This is a genomic window from Pseudomonas sp. IB20 (assembly GCF_009707325.1).
Classification (GTDB): domain Bacteria; phylum Pseudomonadota; class Gammaproteobacteria; order Pseudomonadales; family Pseudomonadaceae; genus Aquipseudomonas.
In genome coordinates, this window is the sequence record NZ_CP046103.1 from 4,068,361 (window position 1) to 4,088,243 (window position 19,883).

Annotated in this window: 13 protein-coding genes, 1 tRNA gene and 3 pseudogenes; 8 read left to right on the plus strand and 9 right to left on the minus strand. The window is 59.4% G+C overall.

The genetic code is table 11. From position 1 onward, the window contains the following. Positions 1-15: 15 nt before the first annotated feature. The 3 genes from gcvT (at position 16) to GJU48_RS18980 (ending at position 2,337) form a co-directional block, all read left to right on the plus strand. A complete protein-coding gene (gene gcvT / locus GJU48_RS18970) occupies positions 16-1,140 on the plus strand; it encodes a glycine cleavage system aminomethyltransferase GcvT (protein WP_094950802.1) in 1,125 nt (374 codons plus the stop codon). A 392-nt stretch (positions 1,141-1,532) separates the two neighbouring features. After that, positions 1,533-1,754, plus strand: coding sequence for a cold-shock protein (locus GJU48_RS18975; protein WP_094950801.1), 222 nt, complete (start codon positions 1,533-1,535; stop codon positions 1,752-1,754). Positions 1,755-1,848: 94 nt separating this feature from the next. After that, positions 1,849-2,337 (plus strand): RDD family protein, encoded by a 489-nt coding sequence (locus GJU48_RS18980; RefSeq protein WP_094950800.1) that lies wholly within the window; start codon positions 1,849-1,851, stop codon positions 2,335-2,337. Positions 2,338-2,460: 123 nt separating this feature from the next. On the opposite strand, the gene nadA is transcribed toward GJU48_RS18980, so the two are convergent. After that, the gene (nadA, locus tag GJU48_RS18985) at positions 2,461-3,519 is read right to left on the minus strand and encodes a quinolinate synthase NadA (RefSeq protein ID WP_094952486.1); all 1,059 of its coding nucleotides are present in this window, start codon (positions 3,517-3,519) and stop codon (positions 2,461-2,463) included. Positions 3,520-3,909: 390 nt separating this feature from the next. Beyond that, positions 3,910-4,068 (minus strand): annotated as a pseudogene (locus GJU48_RS18990) (transporter); the annotation flags it as partial. Between the two features lie 97 nt (positions 4,069-4,165). Here GJU48_RS18990 and GJU48_RS18995 point away from each other — a divergent pair. The 5 genes and pseudogenes from GJU48_RS18995 to GJU48_RS19015 all read left to right on the plus strand — a co-directional run. Continuing rightward, positions 4,166-6,163, plus strand: coding sequence for a hybrid sensor histidine kinase/response regulator (locus GJU48_RS18995; protein WP_242152261.1), 1,998 nt, complete (start codon positions 4,166-4,168; stop codon positions 6,161-6,163). 322 nt (positions 6,164-6,485) lie between these two features. After that, entirely contained in the window at positions 6,486-8,201 is a 1,716-nt protein-coding gene (locus GJU48_RS19000; RefSeq protein WP_094952487.1) for a ShlB/FhaC/HecB family hemolysin secretion/activation protein, read from the plus strand. A gap of 105 nt (positions 8,202-8,306) precedes the next feature. Beyond that, positions 8,307-13,262: a hemagglutinin repeat-containing protein gene (locus GJU48_RS19005; protein ID WP_094952488.1), complete on the plus strand. Its 4,956-nt coding sequence runs from the start codon at positions 8,307-8,309 to the stop codon at positions 13,260-13,262. 210 nt (positions 13,263-13,472) lie between these two features. Continuing rightward, positions 13,473-13,793 (plus strand): annotated as a pseudogene (locus GJU48_RS19010) (phosphate ABC transporter substrate-binding protein PstS); the annotation flags it as partial. 179 nt (positions 13,794-13,972) lie between these two features. Further along, positions 13,973-14,266, plus strand: a pseudogene (locus GJU48_RS19015) (phosphate ABC transporter ATP-binding protein); the annotation flags it as partial. Between the two features lie 112 nt (positions 14,267-14,378). Here the strand turns inward: GJU48_RS19015 and GJU48_RS19020 are convergent. From GJU48_RS19020 to tolB, 7 genes are all read right to left on the minus strand, one after another. Further along, positions 14,379-15,203, minus strand: coding sequence for a hypothetical protein (locus GJU48_RS19020; RefSeq protein WP_094952489.1), 825 nt, complete (start codon positions 15,201-15,203; stop codon positions 14,379-14,381). A gap of 363 nt (positions 15,204-15,566) precedes the next feature. After that, a tRNA-Lys gene (locus GJU48_RS19025) sits at positions 15,567-15,642 on the minus strand. Positions 15,643-15,705: 63 nt separating this feature from the next. Continuing rightward, positions 15,706-16,383: a 7-cyano-7-deazaguanine synthase QueC gene (queC, locus tag GJU48_RS19030; RefSeq protein ID WP_176462981.1), complete on the minus strand. Its 678-nt coding sequence runs from the start codon at positions 16,381-16,383 to the stop codon at positions 15,706-15,708. 1 nt (position 16,384) lies between these two features. Further along, positions 16,385-17,032, minus strand: a complete 648-nt coding sequence (gene queE, locus GJU48_RS19035) for a 7-carboxy-7-deazaguanine synthase QueE (protein WP_094952491.1) — start codon at positions 17,030-17,032, stop codon at positions 16,385-16,387. Between the two features lie 165 nt (positions 17,033-17,197). Continuing rightward, positions 17,198-18,034 carry a tol-pal system protein YbgF gene (gene ybgF, locus GJU48_RS19040; protein ID WP_094952492.1) on the minus strand — a complete coding sequence of 279 codons (837 nt, stop codon included), beginning with the start codon at positions 18,032-18,034 and terminating at the stop codon, positions 17,198-17,200. Positions 18,035-18,040: 6 nt separating this feature from the next. Further along, positions 18,041-18,541 (minus strand): peptidoglycan-associated lipoprotein Pal, encoded by a 501-nt coding sequence (gene pal / locus GJU48_RS19045; protein WP_003193861.1) that lies wholly within the window; start codon positions 18,539-18,541, stop codon positions 18,041-18,043. A gap of 55 nt (positions 18,542-18,596) precedes the next feature. Continuing rightward, complete coding sequence (gene tolB / locus GJU48_RS19050; protein WP_176462982.1) at positions 18,597-19,877, minus strand: Tol-Pal system beta propeller repeat protein TolB; 1,281 nt, start codon at positions 19,875-19,877, stop codon at positions 18,597-18,599. Positions 19,878-19,883 lie beyond the last annotated feature (6 nt).

Genomic DNA, 19,883 nt, shown 5'->3' on the forward strand with positions numbered 1-19,883 from the left:
TTTCAGGAGCTGAATATGTCCACCGAAACCCTGTTGAAAACCCCACTGCATGCGCTGCACCTTGAGCTGGGCGCGCGCATGGTGCCCTTCGCCGGCTACGACATGCCGGTGCAATACCCGCTGGGCGTGATGAAGGAACACCTGCACACCCGTGAACACGCCGGGTTGTTCGACGTGTCGCACATGGGCCAGATCCGCCTGACCGGCCCGAATGCCGCCAAAGCCCTGGAAACCCTGGTGCCCGTCGACATTATCGACCTGCCGGTCGGCATGCAGCGCTACGCAATGTTCACCAATGACCAAGGTGGCATTCTTGACGACCTGATGGTGGCCAACCTGGGTAACGACGAGCTGTTCCTGGTGGTCAACGCCGCCTGTAAGGACCAGGACCTGGCGCACCTGCGCAAACACATTGGCGAGCAGTGCAGCATCGAACCGCTGTTCGAAGAACGCGCCCTGCTGGCCCTGCAAGGCCCGGCGGCGGTGAAGGTACTGGCGCGCCTGGCACCGGAAGTGACCAAGATGACCTTTATGCAGTTCGCCACCCTGCGCCTGCTGGGCGTGGACTGCTACGTCAGCCGCTCCGGCTACACGGGTGAAGACGGTTTTGAAATCTCCGTACCTTCCAGCAACGCAGAAGCGCTGGCGCGTAGCCTGCTGGCCGAGACCGAAGTGCAGGCCATCGGCCTGGGCGCGCGTGACTCGCTGCGCCTGGAAGCCGGCCTGTGCCTGTACGGCCATGACATGAACACCGACACCACACCGATTGAAGCCGGCCTGCTGTGGGCGATCTCCAAGGCCCGGCGTGCCGACGGCGCACGTGCCGGTGGCTTCCCCGGCGCCGACCGGATCTTCACCCAGCAACAAGCCGGTGTAAGCCGTAAGCGTGTCGGCCTGCTGCCACAGGAACGTACCCCGGTGCGCGAAGGCGCAGAAATCGTCGATGAGCACGGCACCGTGATCGGCAGCGTGTGCAGCGGCGGCTTTGGCCCGACCTTGGGCGGCCCACTGGCCATGGGTTACTTGGACAGCGCATTCATCGCCTTGGATACCGAAGTGTCTGCGTTGGTACGTGGGAAAAAGGTGCCACTGCGTGTAAGTAAAATGCCATTCGTGCCACAACGTTACTACCGTGGCTGATTGACTGTTTCTATAAGTAACGCGGTTGCGTTAACGCGCACTAAACTGTAACGCAACCGCCATAAAACAGTGCATTGACGATAGTCAATGCACTAACACTTAACCTATAACAAGTGATCAACTCTATCGAATAAGTGGGATCCACATTGTTGATCAAACAGCCATGAAGCCAAGCAAAACCTGGGCTTTTGACGGGGCTTGTTTTTTCTCCATTAGTTGGCGTAGAGTTTCTTCACTGTGTTTGCATGGGTCGCTTGGAACCTGGACCTGGGCAGTAGCTGAAGTAGTTGCGCTACAACCCGTTCGACGTCTCTTACTTTCCTGCAACCCAGCCCAGTACTCTTTCATGCGAAAGGGGCTGTCATTAATTTTTGCGTCAAGGAAATAAGAAAATGTCGGATAAAAGTGGACGTCAGAGCGGTACCGTCAAGTGGTTTAACGACGAGAAAGGGTTTGGTTTTATCACTCCAGAAAGCGGTCCGGATCTGTTCGTCCATTTCCGCGCTATTCAGGGCAACGGCTTCAAGAGCCTGAAAGAAGGCCAAAAAGTGAGCTTCATCGCCGTGCAAGGCCAAAAAGGTATGCAGGCTGACGAAGTACAAGCAGACGGTTGATCCTTACTGCGACAAAAAGCCCCTGATGGTGACATCAGGGGCTTTTTTATGTGCGTTTGCTCGTAAAATGGCTTTTTTCTCTAGAGAGACTGCCATGTCCAAACCCCTGCTGAGCCCCCAAGGCGAATTCCCCGCCGTTGGCCTGGGCCGTCGTCTGGCAGCGATGTTTTATGACTTTCTGTTGTGCACCGCCTTGCTGATCGTCACCGCGTTTGTCTACAAGCTGGTGTGGATGGCGTTTATCGGCGAAGCCAAGATGCGCACGCTCACCGAATCCGGCGCGCTGGACGGTGACCCGTTGCTGTCGACGATTTTGTTTTTTGTGTTGTTTGGTTTTTTCGCGAAGTTCTGGACCCATTCCGGGCAGACGCTGGGCATGCAGGTGTGGGGCGTGCGCGTACAGAACGCCGACGGCTCGCGGATCAGTCTGTGGCAGGCGCTGTTACGCTTTGTGGTGTCGATTGCGTCGTGGCTGTGCGTGGGGTTGGGGTTTATCTGGTCGTTGTTTGATAAGCAGAAACGCAGTTGGCATGACATTTATTCGGATACGCAGTTGGTGCGGGTTCCGAAGCAGAAGAAGTAATTCAAGGCAACCCAAATCAAATGTCGGAGCTGGCTGGCTTGCGATGCAGGTACCTCGGTCTATCAGGCAGACCTGGGTGATGCTATCGCAGCATAGACTCACATTTCGTTTTTACAGCTTGGGTCAGGCATTGCCAGCCAGTTTCAGGCGCGCAGCCTGGGTAAAATCCAGCATGCGCTTGAGCGGCCGCACCGCCTGTGGAATCACCGACGGCTCAACGAAGATCTCGTTGCTGCCCTCACGCAGGCATTGCAACGTGCGCTCCAGCGTATTCATCGCCATCCACGGGCAGTGCGCGCAACTGCGGCATGCCGCGCCGTTACCGGCAGTCGGCGCCTCAACGAAGACTTTGTCTGGGCACAGCTGCTGCATCTTGTAGAAGATGCCGCGATCAGTCGCCACGATAAAGGTCTTGTTCGGCAAACGCTGGGCCGCCGCGATCAGTTGGCTGGTGGAACCCACCGCGTCCGCCAATTCAATCACCGCCGTCGGCGACTCTGGGTGCACCAGAATCGCGGCATCCGGGTACAGCGCCTTCATGTCTTCCAACTGCTTGGACTTAAATTCCTCGTGGACGATGCACGCGCCGTCCCACAGCAACATATCCGCACCGGTCTGGCGCTGAATGTAAGTGCCCAGGTGTTTGTCCGGGCCCCAGATAATCGTCTCGCCGTTGTCCATCAGGCTTTCGACGATTTCCAGTGCGCAGCTGGAGGTGACGACCCAATCCGCCCGGGCTTTAACTGCCGCCGAGGTGTTGGCATACACCACCACCGTGCGCTCCGGATGCTGATCGCAGAACGCCGAGAACTCATCCACCGGGCAGCCAAGGTCCAGCGAGCAGGTGGCTTCCAGGGTGGGCATGAGGATGCGCTTTTCGGGGGTGAGGATTTTGGCGGTCTCACCCATGAATCGCACGCCGGCAACCAACACGGTCTTGGCCGGGTGGGCAGCGCCGAAGCGGGCCATTTCCAGGGAGTCGGAAACACAGCCGCCGGTTTCTTCGGCCAAGGCCTGAATCACCGGGTCGCAGTAGAAGTGGGCAACCAGCACCGCGTCTTGAGCCTTGAGCTCGGCGGCGATGGCGGCACGCAGGCGCGTCTCCTCTTCGGCGCTCAGAGTTTTGGGCTGCTTGGCGTCGAGGTGGGCTTGAACCAGAAGGCGTTCGGAAATTTGCGTCATGTTCGCAAGACCTGCAGGCGCAGTTGCGCGAAAGTCGAGTGTACCACCGGCTCTGGAGCCCTTTGGGCGCCGCCGGACGAAGTGGTTGTGTTCATCAAGCACGGGTGAAGCTGCGCAAGGCTACAGAATATCGAATGGATTCAAAAGCCTAATCTGGCATTCTCGGGCACGTCTGTCGGGGGGAATAAACGGCGAAGAGCCCTGCCACAAGCCGGGCTCTTCGCGGTACAACGAAGCTCAGAAACGGTAAGTCACCGAACCACCAAAACCGTTGGCGCTGTTTTCATACTTGTTCAAAAGCCTAATCTGGCATTCTCGGGCACGTCTGTCGGGGGGAATAAACGGCGAAGAGCCCTGCCACAAGCCGGGCTCTTCGCGGTACAACGAAGCTCAGAAACGGTAAGTCACCGAACCACCAAAACCGTTGGCGCTGTTTTCATACTTGGCGTGGTAGGTCAGGCCCCGTGCTGGCTGAGTCTGGCGCACCTTGATCGGCTCTTCCTTCAAGTAGGAATACGCCACGTCGAAGGTCAGGTTATCGATCGGCGTGACAGCATTGGGCAGCGCCGTGCGTGAGGAAGTCGCTGGTGGGATAGGTATCGTAATGACATGATGAAGACCATTTAACCCACTCGGCCACACTCAAATGAATACCACTGTCGGGATGGGCCCTGAGCCAAGCGAACTGGCCACCAGCGGCCTGGGCAGGAACGAGGCATTCACCGAGCGCGTGTTGGCCAGCATCAACGACTGCATCAAGGTCCTCGACCTCGATGCCCGCCTCACCTTTATGAGTGAAGGCGGCATGAAAATCATGGAAGTCAGCGACTTCAACAGCATCCGTGGCTGCCCATGGCCCGACTTCTGGCAAGACCAGGGCAACCTGGATGCCAAGGCGGCCGTGCAGGCCGCCAAACGCGGTGAAAGCGCGAGCTTCATCGGCCCCGCCCAGACCTTGGCCGGTAACCCGAAATGGTGGCATGTGCAGGTCAGCCCGATCCTTGACAGTGCCGGCCAGCCGGAGCAGATCCTCTGCGTCTCCCGAGATATCACCGCCCTGCGTGAAGCCGAGGAGTCGTTGCGCAGCCTCAACGAATCCCTGGAACAACGGGTGGTGGAGCGCACCCGCGACCGTGACCGTATCTGGCGCCTGTCGCCGGACCTGATGCTGGTCGCCCAACTCGACGGCGTCATCTCCGCCGTCAACCCGGCCTGGACGCGCATGCTCGGCCACACCGAACACGACTTGGTGGGCAGCCAGCTGCTGGCCTTGGTGCACCCGGACGACCTGGCCGTCTCATCGTCAGCGGTCAGCCGCCTGGGGGATGGCAAGAATTTCCCCAACTTCAAGAACCGCTACCGCCACCAGGATGGCAGCTACCGCATGATTGCCTGGACCGCCGTGCCCGACAGCGACTACATCCACGCGGTGGGCCGGGATATCCAGGCCGAGGAAGAAGCCAAGGAAGCCCTGCGCCTGACGGAAGACGCCCTGCGTCAATCGCAGAAACTGGAAGCGATTGGCCAACTGACCGGCGGCGTCGCACACGACTTCAATAACCTGCTGACCGTGATCAAGTCCTGCGCTGACTTGCTCAAAACCCCTTCCCTGAGCGAAGTGCGGCGCATCAAGTACGTGGACGCCATCGCCAACACCGTGGACCGCGCCGCGCGCCTGACCGCCCAATTGCTGACCTTCGCCCGCCGCCAAGCCTTGCGCCCGGAAGTCTTCAACGTCAGCGACAGCGTACTGCGGGTGGGCGAGATGATGGACAGCCTGACCGGCTCTCGCATCAAGGTCACTATCGAGGTGCCGCAAGAAGCCTGCTTTATCAACGCCGATGAAAGCCAGTTCGATACCGCCTTGGTGAATATGGTGGTCAATGCCCGGGATGCCATGGACGGCAGTGGCCAGTTGGCGATCAAGGTAGCAACAGCTACGTGGCTGCCTTCAGTGCGTGCCCACCCGGTGCGCATCGCCGACTACGTGACCATTGAGTTGAGCGACACCGGTTCAGGCATTGCAGCGGAAAAGCTCGACGCGATCTTCGAACCCTTCTACACCACCAAGGGCATCGGCCAAGGCACCGGGCTGGGCCTGTCGCAGGTGTATGGCTTTGCCAAGCAGTCGGGCGGGGAAATTCTGGTGCAGAGCGAATGCGGCAAAGGCAGCCAGTTCATGTTGTACCTGCCCAAGGTCGAGGCCGGTGTGACGCCAGTCATCCAGGACAATCACGACGCCCTCATCGCCTCGAACTTGTGCGTGCTGATGGTCGAGGACAACGCCGATGTCGGCCTCTACACCTCGCAGACCCTGGAGCAGATGGGCTTTAAAGTGCTGTGGGTGGCAGACGCCAACAGTGCGCTGGAAGCCCTGGCGCCCAACCCGGAAAGCTTCCAGGTAGTGTTCTCCGACATCTCCATGCCGGGCATGAGCGGGCTGGAATTACTCGACGCCATCGAAGCCCTCTACCCCTGGCTGCCGGTGGTACTCACCACCGGCTACAACGATGAATACGCACGCATTGCCCAGGAAGAAGCCCAGCGCTTTGTGTTGCTGCAAAAGCCCTACTCCACCGAGGGGTTGGCCATGCTGCTGCAAAAAGTCGTCAAGAGCCGTCTGAACCTGATTGCACAAGCCTAAGCCAGAACCGGGGCTGCGCAGGCCCCGTTTATAAACACGCCGATTGAACGGTTCCTCTGCAACAATCAGAAACTGCCCCGCGCCTCTGCATTGCAACCAAAACCCGAAAATTCAACACACACTAGGTGCCCACACCGGCACCACGCACCATGTTTGCGCATTCTTTTATTGAATAACGCGGCATTCCTCACGTTATTATGCAATAAATCCTACAGCCGACGTAACAATCCGTTTAATGATGGCTCTAGTGGCAAAAGACCACTGGGCCCACGGTTTGGCTCAGGGTTATGAATCGTGTGTATGTTTACGTTAAGGATGTCTAGTGCCGAATCAGCCCTCAACACAACGCCGGTGTTGTATCCAGAGACTGGGCGTCGCCCTGCTCTGCCTGTGCGCGCTGCCGGCCGCCGCCGCCGATGGGCCGCAAGCGGGCCATGAAGCGCTGCGCTTGCAGCAGCAACAGCAGCGCGACTTGCAGCAATTACAACTGGAGCAGCGTCAACGGCAGCTGCAACGCGGCAGTTTCGGTACGCAACCGGCCACGCCGGCCTTGCCAACAGACATCGCCAAAGATGAACGCTGCTGGCCGCTGAGCGGCACGCGCCTGGCCGGGGTCACGCTGTTCAGCCAGGCTGAGCTGAACAAACGTATCGAACCCTATGTGGCGCCGTGCATGGGCGTCACCCAGATCAACCGCCTGCTGGCCGAGATCACCCAGCTGTATGTGCAAGCCGGCTATATCGCCAGCCGCCCGTACCTGATCAGCCCGCCGGCGGCCGGGCAGTCGCTGGATATTCACGTCGAAGAGGGCTACCTCGAAGCCATCGAACTGGCCGACCAGAGCCTGCCGGTGTCGTTAGGCGGCGCGTTCCCCGGGATGCTCGGCAAGCCGCTGAACCTGCGCGATTTGGAACAAGGCCTGGACCAGCTCAACCGCCTGCGCTCGGTGGACCTTACCGCCGACATCGCCCCTGGCAGTGAAGCTGGCGCCTCGCGCATCATCCTGCGTTCGCGCAGCACCGCCTCGCGCTGGGCGTTGGGGCTTGGGGTGGATAACCTCGGCAGCGCCGGCACCGGGCGTGATCGCAATGCCATCAACCTGAGCCTGGACAGCCCGCTGGAGCTCAATGATTCGCTCAACCTGAGCTTCAGCGACACGCTCAACCACGGGCCGCGCTACAGCCGCAGCAACAGCCTGTTTTATTCCATCCCTTACGGGTACTGGACCTACAGCCTGTTCGCCAGCCATAACGAATACCGCTCGCCGTTCAAGCTCAGCCGCGCCACGTTTTATAACAGCGGCCGTACCGACCAGGTCAGTTTGCGCACCGACCGCGTGCTGTGGCGCGACCAGGGCCATCAACTCAGCGCCAACCTGCAACTGGCCTACAAGGACGTCGACAGCTACCTGCAAAAGGTTCGCTTAGGCATCCAGAGCCCGACGCTGACAGTGGCCGAGGCTGGCCTGAATCTGTTCTGGCTCAACAGCGCAGTGTGGAACCTCGACGTCAATTACGCCCAAGGCCTGACGTGGTTCGGCGCCGACCGTGATGCTGACCAAACGCAAAAAAACTTGCCCCAGGCGCAATTCCATAAGTACCGCGCCAACCTCACCCAATGGCGCAACGGCCAATGGCTGGGCCAGCCGTGGCAGTGGCAGAGCCAGCTGTCGGCGCAATACAGCCCGGATGCGTTGCCTGCCATCGAACAACTGCTGGGCACCGACGATTCGGCGGTACGTGGCTACCGCGAAAACAGCGCGTCCGGGGCCATCGGTGCGGTATGGCGCAACACCTTGCGCCTGCCGTGGAGCAGCAACCTGCCGGTAAAAATCACCCCGCGCCTGGGCCTGGACAACGGCTGGCTCAAGCGCGAACACGGCGCCCAAAGCCAGCGCCTGAGCGGCGCCAGTGTCGGGCTCAACCTGAGCTGGAAAAATGTGCAACTGGACCTCGATTACCAACGCAACCTCAACACGCCCACGGGGTTTGGCCAGGAACCGGAGGTCTGGCTGACGCGCCTTAGCTTGCAGATATGAACAAACACCTGTTTAGCCTGAATTAACCGCCGTACCTGACCACCCCAGCAGCGTTGCAACGAACAACGCACGTCGCGGATCAGCCAACACAGAGCGAATTTATTTATGCCGACTAACATCCATACGTTTCACCTTTCACCCCAGGGCAAACTGCGCTGGGCCATCGCCAGCCTGTTCCTGCTGCCGCAGCTAGTGCTGGCCGGTGGCTTGACCGTCGTCGAAGGGCCTGGCGGGACCCCGCAGCTGCAAAACCAGGGCGGCGTGCCCATCGTCAATATCGTCGCGCCAAATGCCGGCGGCCTGTCCCATAACCAGTTCCTGGACTACAACGTCGACCGCCAAGGCGTGGTGTTGAACAACGCCTTGCAGGCCGGCCAATCGCAACTCGCCGGGCAGTTGGCGGCCAACCCGCAGTTCCAGGGCCAGGCGGCGAGCGTGATCCTCAACGAGGTGGTGAGCCGCAACGCCTCGGCCATCAATGGCGCCCAGGAGATTTTTGGCCGGGCCGCCGATTATGTACTGGCCAACCCCAACGGGATTTCCGTCAACGGCGGCAGTTTCATCAACACCCCGAATGCCAACTTGGTGGTGGGCCGCCCTGAGCTCAACGACGGCAAGCTACAAGGTTTGAACACGCGCGATGCCAGCGGCCAACTGACGGTGCTAGGCCAGGGCCTGCAAAACGGCGCGGGCTCGATCAACCTGATTGCGCCGCGCATCGACAGCGATGGGCGCCTCAGTGCGCGTGACCAATTGAACCTCACGGTCGGCCGCAATCAGGTCGACTACGCCAGCGGCCAGGTGCGCCAGGTCGACCCGGCGAGCAAAACCCAAGACCAGCGTATCGACGCCCGTCTGTTTGGGGCGATGCAGGCCGGCCGTATCAACATCATCAGCACCGCCGAAGGGGCCGGTGTGCGCGTGGGCGCGGTGCAAGTCGAGGGTCGCGACGGAGTGAATGTAAGCTCCGCTGGCGACCTCGATATCAGCGGCCAGGTCCACGCCAACAGCCTCGACGCCACCCGCGCCGGTGTGCAAAGCCGCCAGGGCGATGTCGACTTGCACAGCGCCAAGGACTTGAGCCTCGCCGCCACCGACGTCGGCGGGCGCAACGTCAAGCTCGACGCCGGCCGCAACCTCACCCTCAGCAGCCTGGAAAGCCGCAAGCTCCAGGAAAAGCGTGAACAGTGGAACAACAGCAACTTCCTGTTCACCTACGAAACCTATGACCGCACCACCACCGACAAGGACTCGCGCCAGCACGGCAACAACGTCGTCGCGCAACACAATGCCGCACTGTCGTCGGGTGCCAAGACCGAGATCGAGGGCAGTAAGGTCGAAGCGGGCGAAGACTTGCGCGTCAACAGCGGCGCCGACCTGCAATTGAGTGCCGCCACCGAAACCCATGAAACCCGCGACCAAGGCAACCATCGCAAGCACCTGTGGAAAGCCAACTGGGACAAGTCCAGCAGCGAACAGCGCAGCGTCACCAGCAGCCTCAAGGCCGGCAAGACCCTGGAGCTGACCAGCCAGCAAAAACTGCAGCTGCAGGGCGCCGAGCTGAAATCTGCGGGCGATATTCAATTGGCCGCCCGGCAAGTCGATATCACCAGCGCCAGCCGTACCCAGAGCAGCCGCGACAACGCTTACTCCGGCGACCTGACCGGCGGCAGCTTCTTCGGCAAGAACGGCGATGGCGATAAGGGCAAGACCCTGAACACCGGCAGCAAGGTCAACGCCGACGGCAAGCTGATCGTCAAGGCGGACGACGTGCGCATCAGCGGTAGCCAGGCGCGTGGTGGCCAACAGGCCAGCGTCATCAGCGACAAAGGCTCACTGGTGATCGACGGCGTACAAGACACCTCCCACGACAATAGCTACAGCAACGACAGCAAGTTCTTTGGTATCTCCAAGGATGAAAGCCGCAAGAACCTCAAGGACAGCACCGTCGTCGCCAGCAACCTGCGCTCGGACAGCAACCTCAAACTGCAAAGCGCCAAGGACATCAGCGTCAGCGGCTCCAAGGTCTCTGCGGCAGGCAAACTGCAAGCGGATGCCAAGGGTGACATCAAGGTCGTATCGGCTGAAAACACCTCTGACACCACCACCAGCACTCACACGCGGGGTTTCGATGGCTACGCCAAGGAAACCGCCGACGGCACCCGTCAGTACCGCGCGGGTGTGAACTATGCAGACCAGCAGCACACCAGCAAGACCGACACCACCCAGCAGCAAGCCTCCAGCCTCAGCGGCGGCAGCCTGGCCGTTACGGCCGGTGGCGACGTGAGCATCAAGGGTTCCGAGCTGAAGGCGACCCAGGGCGATGCGACCGTGAGCGGCAAAAACGTCGAGCTGTTGGCGACCGATAACAGCACCCGCAACCAAACCGACACCACCACCACCGCTGGCGGCGTGTATTACACCGGCGGCCTGGACCGAGCCGGCAATGGTGCTCAGTTCAGCCATCAGAGCAGCAATGACACCAGCCACAAAACCACGGCGCAAACCAGCAGCGTGGCGTCGGCCGGCACGTTGACGATCAACGCCGGCAACACCCTCACCAGCCAAGGCGCGCAGGTGAAGGCCGGTTCTGAGTTGCAGGTCAACGCGGCCCAGGTCGATAACCAGGCGGCGCATAACACCGAGACCGGTACCCACAAGGAGAACGGCTGGACCGCCGACGTCGGCGCTAATGTCGAATACAAAGGCCTCACCCGGCCTATCGAAAAAGCCGTCGAAGGCGTGGCGCAGGCCAAATTCCATCAGCCAGGCCTGCTGGATGCCTTCGAGCAACCGAATGTCGGGCTCGATGTGGAAATCGGCCATACCAACAAGACCCGCACACAGCAGGACAGTACCGCCGTGGTCAGCCAGTTCAGTGGTGGCACGGTGCAGGTCAATGTCGCCAACACCGTAAAAGATGAGGGCACTCAATACCGCGCCAGTGAGGGCGGGCTGAAGATCAATGCTGGCGAGCACCTCGCCACCGCCGCCGCCAACACCCACACCAGCAGCGAGCAAGGCGTTGACGCCAAAGTGGGCGTGCGCGTCTACACCACCACCGGTGAAGACTTGAACGTGCGCGGCAATGGCGCAGGCGGCAGCAGCGATGTGCGCGAGGCCAGCAGCACAGCGGTGGTCGGCAGCTACGCCGGCGCCCAGGGTGTAAACATCGAGACCCAAGGCGACGCGCGTTATGAAGGCAGCCAGTTCAACGGCGGCCAGGCGGGCGTCAACCTCAAAGCCGGTGGCGAATTGGCGCTGAACCAGGCCAACGATACCCAGAGCAACACCAATAACAGCCTGCGTGGCAGCGGTTCATTGACCGTGGGCACGGCGCCGGGCAGCAACGGTACGAACGTCAACCTCGGTGCCGGTGTGCAACTGGACGACAAGCGCCTGAACACCCAGGACAGCCTGGCGCGTGTCGCGACGCTGCAGGGCAACGGCCCGATCCAGCTCAGCAGCGGTGGCGACATGACCCTGCAAGGCACTCAGGTCGGCAGCAGCACCGCGAAGACCGGTGACATCAGCCTCAACGCTGGCGGCAAGCTGAACCTGCAAGCAGCCACCGATACTCACGTGAGCAGCGGCAGCAACCTGGGCGGCGGCCTGACGGTCGGTGCCGGCAAGACCAACAGCGCCGAAAGCAGCGGCACCACCGGCAGCCTGAGCGCCAACTTCAACATCGGCAAAGTCGCCGAAAACGACCAAGGCGTTAGCGTCGGGCAGTTGCACAGCCACGGCAAGGTGAGCCTCACCAGCGGCGCCAACGCGGCGGATGCCATCCACCTGCAAGGCACTCAGGTGGTGGCTGACAGCGTCAATCTGGATGCGCAAAACGGCGGCATCCTGCAAGAATCGGCGCAATCGACCCAGGCGCATAACAGCTGGGGCGTGACCCTGGGCGCAGGCGGCAGCGGCGGAAAAACGACCCTGGCCGACGCCGGTGAACACGACACCCCCAAGACCCAGCACGGCATCAATGCGCGGGCCAAGGTCGACGTGGATCACCTGCAAGGCACCACCCAGCACGACAGCCTGATCAAGGCGAATACGGTGGTGATCAACAGTGCCGGTGACACCCATCTGGCCGGCGCGCGGATTGAAGCCGAGCAGGTCAGTGGCAATGTCGGCGGCGACCTCGTCGTTGAGAGCCGCAAGGATCAAGTCAGCAGCACCCAAGTCAACGTCGACGCCAAGCTTGATGTCGAGAAAAACCAGCCCGGCGTGGTCAACAAACTGGCTAAGGCCAGCGGCCCGCTCAAGGACAAGGTGCAAGCCAAGGCCGAGGGCGCGTTCGACAAGCATCGCGACAAGTTGGAGAACGCCGTCGACAAGGGCACCGAGCACCTGGCCTCGGCCAAGGACAGCGTGGTCAACAGCGTTGGTAACGCCAAGGAACGCCTGGGCGAAAAACTCACCCGCAACGGTAGCTACGACGTGAACCCCGAGCCGCGTAGCGCCTTCGGTACGAGCGTGGACAAAGCCAAGGCTTACCTGGCGGACAAGAAGGATGCCGTGGGCACTCGCCTGTCGGACCTCAAGGAAAAGGTCTGGCCAAAAACCACTGACAGCTACGCCGTCAGCGGCAAGAACACCACCGGCAGCTCGGTGGCCAATACCGCCGAAAGCGTGCTGCTCGGCGACAAGAGCGGCAACACGTCCTACACCCCGACGTTGAACCTGGACGTCAGCCATGTGGTGAAAGACAGCGTCACTCAAGCATCGGGCATCCGCGGTACGCAGGGCGTCAACCTGCAGGTGAGTGGCGAAACCCGCCTGACGGGCGCGCGGATCAGCGCGGACCAGGGCAAGGTCGACCTGGGTGGTTCCAAGGTGACGGCAACGACGTTGGCCGGCAGCGACTACCGAGCCGATGTGGGGCTGAACCTGTCGAAGTCACCGGTCAACCTGGTGCTGGGCGCCAAGGACGAACTGACCCAGAAACAGGACGACGCCACGCGTAAGGATCAAGCCTTCAACCTTGGGCCGCTGCGGGTCGGCGGGCACAGTGATAGCCAAGAGTTGCAGGCTGGGATCGACCAGAGCATCAACTAAGTAGCATCGCGGCGGTGGACGTGGGCACGCCTACGTTCACCGCTGCAAACATTTCTAAATGTTCACCAACTACCTGGCCAAAGTCAGTGACAGCTGGAAAACCAAGATTGGTTTCGGCACCACCGTGCCGCGACCAGAGCATCAACTAAGTAGCATCGCGGCGGTGGACGTGGGCACGCCTACGTTCACCGCTGCAAACATTTCTAAATGTTCACCAACTACCTGGCCAAAGTCAGTGACAGCTGGAAAACCAAGATTGGTTTCGGCACCACCGTGCCGTGGCCGGTCAGTGTGGGCGGCAAGGGTAACGAAGGCGTTTCGGCCTACGTGAAGCAGATCAAGAACTCCATCGGCTTTGTGGAATACGCCTACGCCCTGCAGAACAAGATGACCTACGCCCAGCTGAAAAATGCGTCGGGCACATTCGTCAAACCTGACGCCAAGGCGTTCCAGGCGGCTGCGGATACCGCCGACTGGGCCAACGCCAAGGACTTCAACCTGATCATGACCAACGCCCCAGGCGAAGGCGCGTGCGCGTGCGCATTGCACGCACCATTGCGCTGCGCCCGCAGGTGTTGCTGCTGGACGAACCGACTTCAGCGCTCGACCCGATTTCCACTGGGCGTATCGAGGGCTGCGGATACCGCCGACTGGGCCAACGCCAAGGACTTCAACCTGATCATGACCAACGCCCCAGGCGAAGGCGCGTGCGCGTGCGCATTGCACGCACCATTGCGCTGCGCCCGCAGGTGTTGCTGCTGGACGAACCGACTTCAGCGCTCGACCCGATTTCCACTGGGCGTATCGAGCAGCTGATTACAGAGTTGAAGGCGCACTACACGGTGATCACCGTGACCCACAACATGCAGCAAGCCGCGCAGGTGTCGGACAACACCGCGTTCATGTTCATGGGGGAATTGATTGAGTATGGGAATACAGACGAGGTTTTTACCAAGCCGAAGATGAAGCAGACCGAGGACTATATTACCGAGCGGTTTGGCTGAGCCGTTGGCAGTGTATTTTATAAGTACCGCCTTCATCGTGGGGCGTGCGGGACTCTGACAGAGCCCCGCAGGTCAAGAAACAGTTTCTATAGCCCCGAAGAAACAGTTTCTATCATTTCGCCGCCGCCGGGGCTTCCTCTTTAACCACGCCCTGTAAAGAAAACTCTAACTCCTTACCTACACCCCCTGCTTTGACAATCTGCTGCTGACCCACCACTGAGTTTTTGTACCTTCCATATAAACCATTGCTCTTGATTTCACCCACTTTAATATTGCCCTCATCATCTGTCGTGAAAGGTGCAAAAAAACTACCTCGAGTAGGCGCTATCTGCGAGCTTTGATTTATTTTCGCGCCGTACTGTTCGACGAAACCTGTATCTGTGCCGACCAATACAACACGCTGATCGACAGACAGATCTTTGACATGCTGCCTGGGCTCAGGATTATCGGGATCCGTGACATCCTGAATATAGGCTTTCAAGTTCTTCGCATTCGCAGGATCTCGCTCAACCGTAAGGTTATATTTATTGCCAAATTTAAAGTCTACCAATGTGCTATTGCTGGCCCCCTTTACTCCATCAAACTCAGCTGTGCCTTGTGATGCTTTGAAGTGCGGCCCATACCCAGAAAAAATAATCAGCGCCTTTGCGTCCCCGCGCGGCTGCATGCCGATATAGCCGCGGCCAAGATAGGTATTTTTCTCGGTATTAACACCAAACATCATCGCGTAATAAATGCCCGCGTCCGTGCCACTCTTTCTTTGAAGACCTTCGTCGATAGACATTGGAAAGGTGATATTGCTCAACCCAGAGCTAGGTGTAGCAAGTGAGTAACTCACAGCAAGCAGTCCATTGGGCGATGTTGCCTCTTTCTTAATTTCGTGCCTTGGATCGCTGACTTTATTAAGCTTTGAAGTATCGGTAGTGAGCGCTGGCAAAACAGTCCGTGCGCCAGCAGCACCATTTGAGAGGGGATGCACAGTGTTCGAAGCGATACCACGCGGCTCGTTAATTTTTCATAACACAACAGTAGAGGGCCGACACCAGAAGAGACTGTCAGAAAAATCACTAAAAGAGCCCGGGCTTTTCCTAAAAAAACAAGGTCAGTAACTGACAGTCACGGTTGATGTGACAGAAGACGTCTAGCACTCAGGCGTGATATTAGACGCCTGCACAGCTAGCAGTACCGTACGTTGGTGATACCCGTGTATCGGGACTCGAACCCCACCAAATCGCAGGCAAAAAAAAACCCGGAAATCCTCACTTGCGTGGGCCTTCCGGATTTTCTAAACCGCCAAAAATGGTGGGTCGTGTGGGATTCGAACCTACGACCAATTGGTTAAAAGCCAACTGCTCTACCAACTGAGCTAACGACCCGCTGTGTTGTGGCGCGTATAATACTGACTTCTAAGGATTATTCAACACCTTATTTGAAATAAATCAGAAATAGCGCGTTGGGTCAGCAATTCCGGCCGCTTGAAAGCCTTCTGCACGCAGTCTGCAAGCATCACATTTCCCACACGCACGGCCGGCATTGTCTGCTTGGTAGCAGGAAACAGTCAGCGTGTAATCGACGCCAAGCCCTAGACCAACCTTCACAATGTCCGCCTTGCTCATGTTCTGCAGCGGCGCCTGGATGCGAAACCCCTGCCCTTCTACACCGGCTCTGGTGGCCAGGTTGGCCATGCGCTCGAATGCCTCGACATACTCTGGACGGCAGTCCGGGTAGCCGTTGTAGTCCAGTGCATTGACGCCGATGAAGATCTCGCGGGCATTCAGCACTTCGGCCCAGCCGAGGGCCAGGGACAGGAACACGGTGTTACGTGCGGGCACATAGGTCAGCGGGATGCCTTCGCTCGGCCTCTCGGGTACGTCGATGCTGCTGTCAGTCAGGGCCGAACCGCCGATGCCATTGAGGTTGAGGCCGATCACTTTGTGCTCGACTACGCCCAGGTCATGGGCGACACGCGCGGCGGCGTCCAGCTCGGCGCGGTGGCGCTGGCCGTAGTCGAAGCTCATGGTGTAGCAGCTGTAGCCTCGGGCGCGGACCATGGCCACCAGCGTGGCGGAATCCAGGCCGCCAGAGAGCAGGATGACTGCACGTTGTTGATCAGCCATCTCAGCGCCCCGGTTCGTCATTCCACAGGTATTTGTGCAACTGCAATTGCAGGCGTACCGGCAGGTTGTCCGCTACCACCCAGTCCGCCAGGTCGCGGGCGTTCAGGTCGTGATGGCTTGGGGAGAACAGCACCTCGCCTGCGCGACGGTCAAGGCCGTACTGGATCAGCTTGGAGGCCGCCCAGTCATAATCGTCGCGGGAACAGATCACGAACTTGACCTGATCGTTGGCCGTCAGCAGGTCCATGTTGTCGTAGAGGTTACGGTGCGCCTCTTTGGAGCCTGGGGTCTTGAGGTCGACCACTCGGCTGACGCGCGGGTCCACCGCCGAGATGTCCAAGGCGCCGCTGGTTTCCAACGAGACCTCGTAACCGGCGTCACACAGCTGCTTGAGCAATGGGATGGCATTGGGTTGGGCCAGGGGCTCGCCGCCAGTGACACAGACGTAGCGCGGCTTGAAGCCGGCAACCTGCTCAAGGATGTCGTCGATGGTGCGCACGGTGCCGCCACTGAAGGCGTAGGCGCTGTCACAGTATTGGCAACGCAAAGGGCAGCCGGTCAGCCGTACAAATACGGTGGGCAGGCCAGCGGTTCGCGTTTCACCCTGTAACGAGTAAAAAACTTCGGTAATACGTAATGTGTCTTGCATAGTCGCCACGGGCGTAACAGCTAAACAGGCTGTCCGCCTCCGTCAGGCACTTCGAGGGATTGCGCCAACGCGTCAACCCCAAGGAGCGTGTTTCATAAAAGGGCGTGGATTCTAACGAAAAAACCCGCGCCAGGCGCGGGTTTCTTCTGAACGGGGCTGCAGCGCTTACAAGCGTTGCAGATCCCGTTGCGCCAACTGGGCAGCGGAGGTACCCGGATATTGGGCAACCACCTGCTGCAGAATGCCTTTGACCTTGTCGGTATGACCCAGGCGGCGTTCTACGTCAGCGAGTTTGTACAGCGAATCAGGCACCTTGGCATGCTTTGGGTAAAGCTGGCTGACCTTGGCAAACGCCTGGCCTGCTGCTTGCAAGTCACCCTTGGCCAAGTTGACCTCGCCCAACCAGTACTGGGCATTGCCCGCGTATTGACTGTTCGGGTACTTGCGCAGGAAGGCGGTAAAAGCCTGGCTGGCCTTATCGAAATCCTTGGCTTTGATCAGGTCGAAGGCTGCATCGTAATACAGTTTTTCCTTCGCAGGATCACCCGGTTCGCTACTGGCGGCAGGGGCTTGGCTGGCAGCAGCGGCCCCCGCTGCAGCACCACCGGCGGCAGCACTTGGCGCACCACCGGCAGAAGAATTATCAGGAGTGGCGGCAGGTGTAACACCGGCTCCAATACGACGATCAAGATCCTGGTATCGCTCCAGGCCTTCTTGCTTCAGCTGGTTCACTTGGTTCTGCAGAACTTCAATTGCGCCTTGTTGCTGGGACAATTGATCCTGCATGCGTTGCAGCTGGTTGAACAGTTCGCCCTGTGCCGAGGGAGCGGACGTAACCGCTCCCCCAGCATAGGCGCCGTTCGTGCCATAACCCGCTGGCGGATAACTGCTCCCGCTATTGTTATAGCCTGAGTTGCTATCCGTTACAGGAACCGCAGCCCACACCGCAAGCGGTGCGAGGCTGAGAGCCAATACAGTTAGAGCACGACGGCACGTTCGCATGACGAATTACTTACGCAGTTCGACGCGACGGTTCTGAGCCCACGACTGTTCGTCGTTGCCAGTTGCAACTGGACGCTCTTTACCGTAGGAAACCAGTTCCAGTTGGCCTGGAGCAACACCTTGCAGTACCAGGTAGCGCTGAACGGCTTTCGCACGACGCTCGCCCAGTGCCATGTTGTACTCACGAGTACCACGGGCGTCAGTGTTACCTTCCAGAACAACGCGAGCGCCGTTAGCTTTCAGGTCCTTGGCGTGAACGTCCAGAGCGCGCATGGCTTCTGGCTTCAGGTCCGAACTGTCGTATTCGAAGTAGAAAGTGGTGATAGCGCGCAGAGCAGCTTCTTCGCTCAGGGAGCCGTCAACTGCACCAGTGTTAGCGCCGTAACCAGCGTTTGGATCAACAGCTGCGCCTTCACCGGCATTGTCGCCGCCTTTAGAGGAGCAACCAACGGCTACGGACAGAGCCAGAGCCAGAGCAGCAAACTTACCAAACTTCAGCATTTCCATCGTGAAACTCCTAATGAACCCCAGTGTGTTAAGTACTTCTTTTTGTAGCGCCGCGTCAGTTCAGGTAAGGGGACCAGGATGGTTCTCTGACTTCGCCTTGTGCGGTAGGAAGTGGGAGCCTTACGCGTCCATTAATGGATACGAGCATCAAGACTCCCCGGCCCTGCTGGCGGGTGGCGTAGATTACCATGGTGCCGTTGGGCGCAACAGTAGCTGACTCATCAAGGTTGGTATCTGTAAGGATTTTTACGGTTCCGCGCTGCAAATCCTGGGCCGCAACCCGGAAATTAGTGAAACCATCCTGACGGTGAATCATCACCAACGTCTTTTCATCAGCCGAAAGCTTCGGATTTGCGTTGTAGTTACCAATAAAGGTCACTCGTTCCGCGCTGCCGCCGCTCACATTTGCCTTGTAGACCTGTGGCTTGCCGCCCCGGTCGGAGGTGAAGTAGATGGTAGAACCATCTTTACCCCAGAACGGTTCAGTGTTGATGCCCGGGCCGCTGGTAACACGGCTGATCTGGCGCGAAGCCATGTTCATCACGTAGATGTCCGGGTTGCCGTCTTTGGACAGTACGAACGCCAGGCGCGAACCATCCGGCGACCAGGCAGGTGCACCGTTGAGGCCTTCGAAGTTGGTGATCTGCTCACGACGACCCGTATCAATGTGCTGCACGAAGATACGTGGACGGCGCTGCTCGAACGACACGTAGGCAATACGCTTGCCGTCCGGCGCAAAACGCGGCGACAGGATTGGCTCACGCGATTGCAACAACGTCACAGCCCGTGCACCGTCGTAGTCCGAACGCTGCAATGTGTAACGCGTGTTATCTACGGAGAAACGCTCAGCCGTTACATAAAGCAGACGCGTCGAGAAAGCACCTTTGATACCGGTGAGCTTTTCAAACGACTGGTCGGAGATGTAGTGCGCCATGTCCCGCAGTTGTTCGGCGGTGCCCGATACGCTGCCGGTCAAGACCTGCTGCTCGGTGGCCACGTTGAACAACGTGTACTGGATTTGCAGGCGACCGCCGGCTGGCGTGATGTTGCCGACCATCAGGTACTGCGCGCCCACTGCTTTCCAGTCACGGAACACAACTTCGCTCGCCTGGTTGGGCTGGCTGATCATGTTGCCTTTCGGAATCGGCGCGTAGTAACCGGAGTTGCGCAGGTCGTCACTGACGATCTGGGCCATGTCGTCCGGCAGCACGCTGCCGCCCTGCCAGCCGAACGGTACTACGGCGATCGGGGTGGCCCGATCGCTACCGCTGGTGACCAGGATGTTCTTTTCATCCGCCGCCGCTATCCCTGCCATACAGCAAATAACGACAAGCATTCCTCG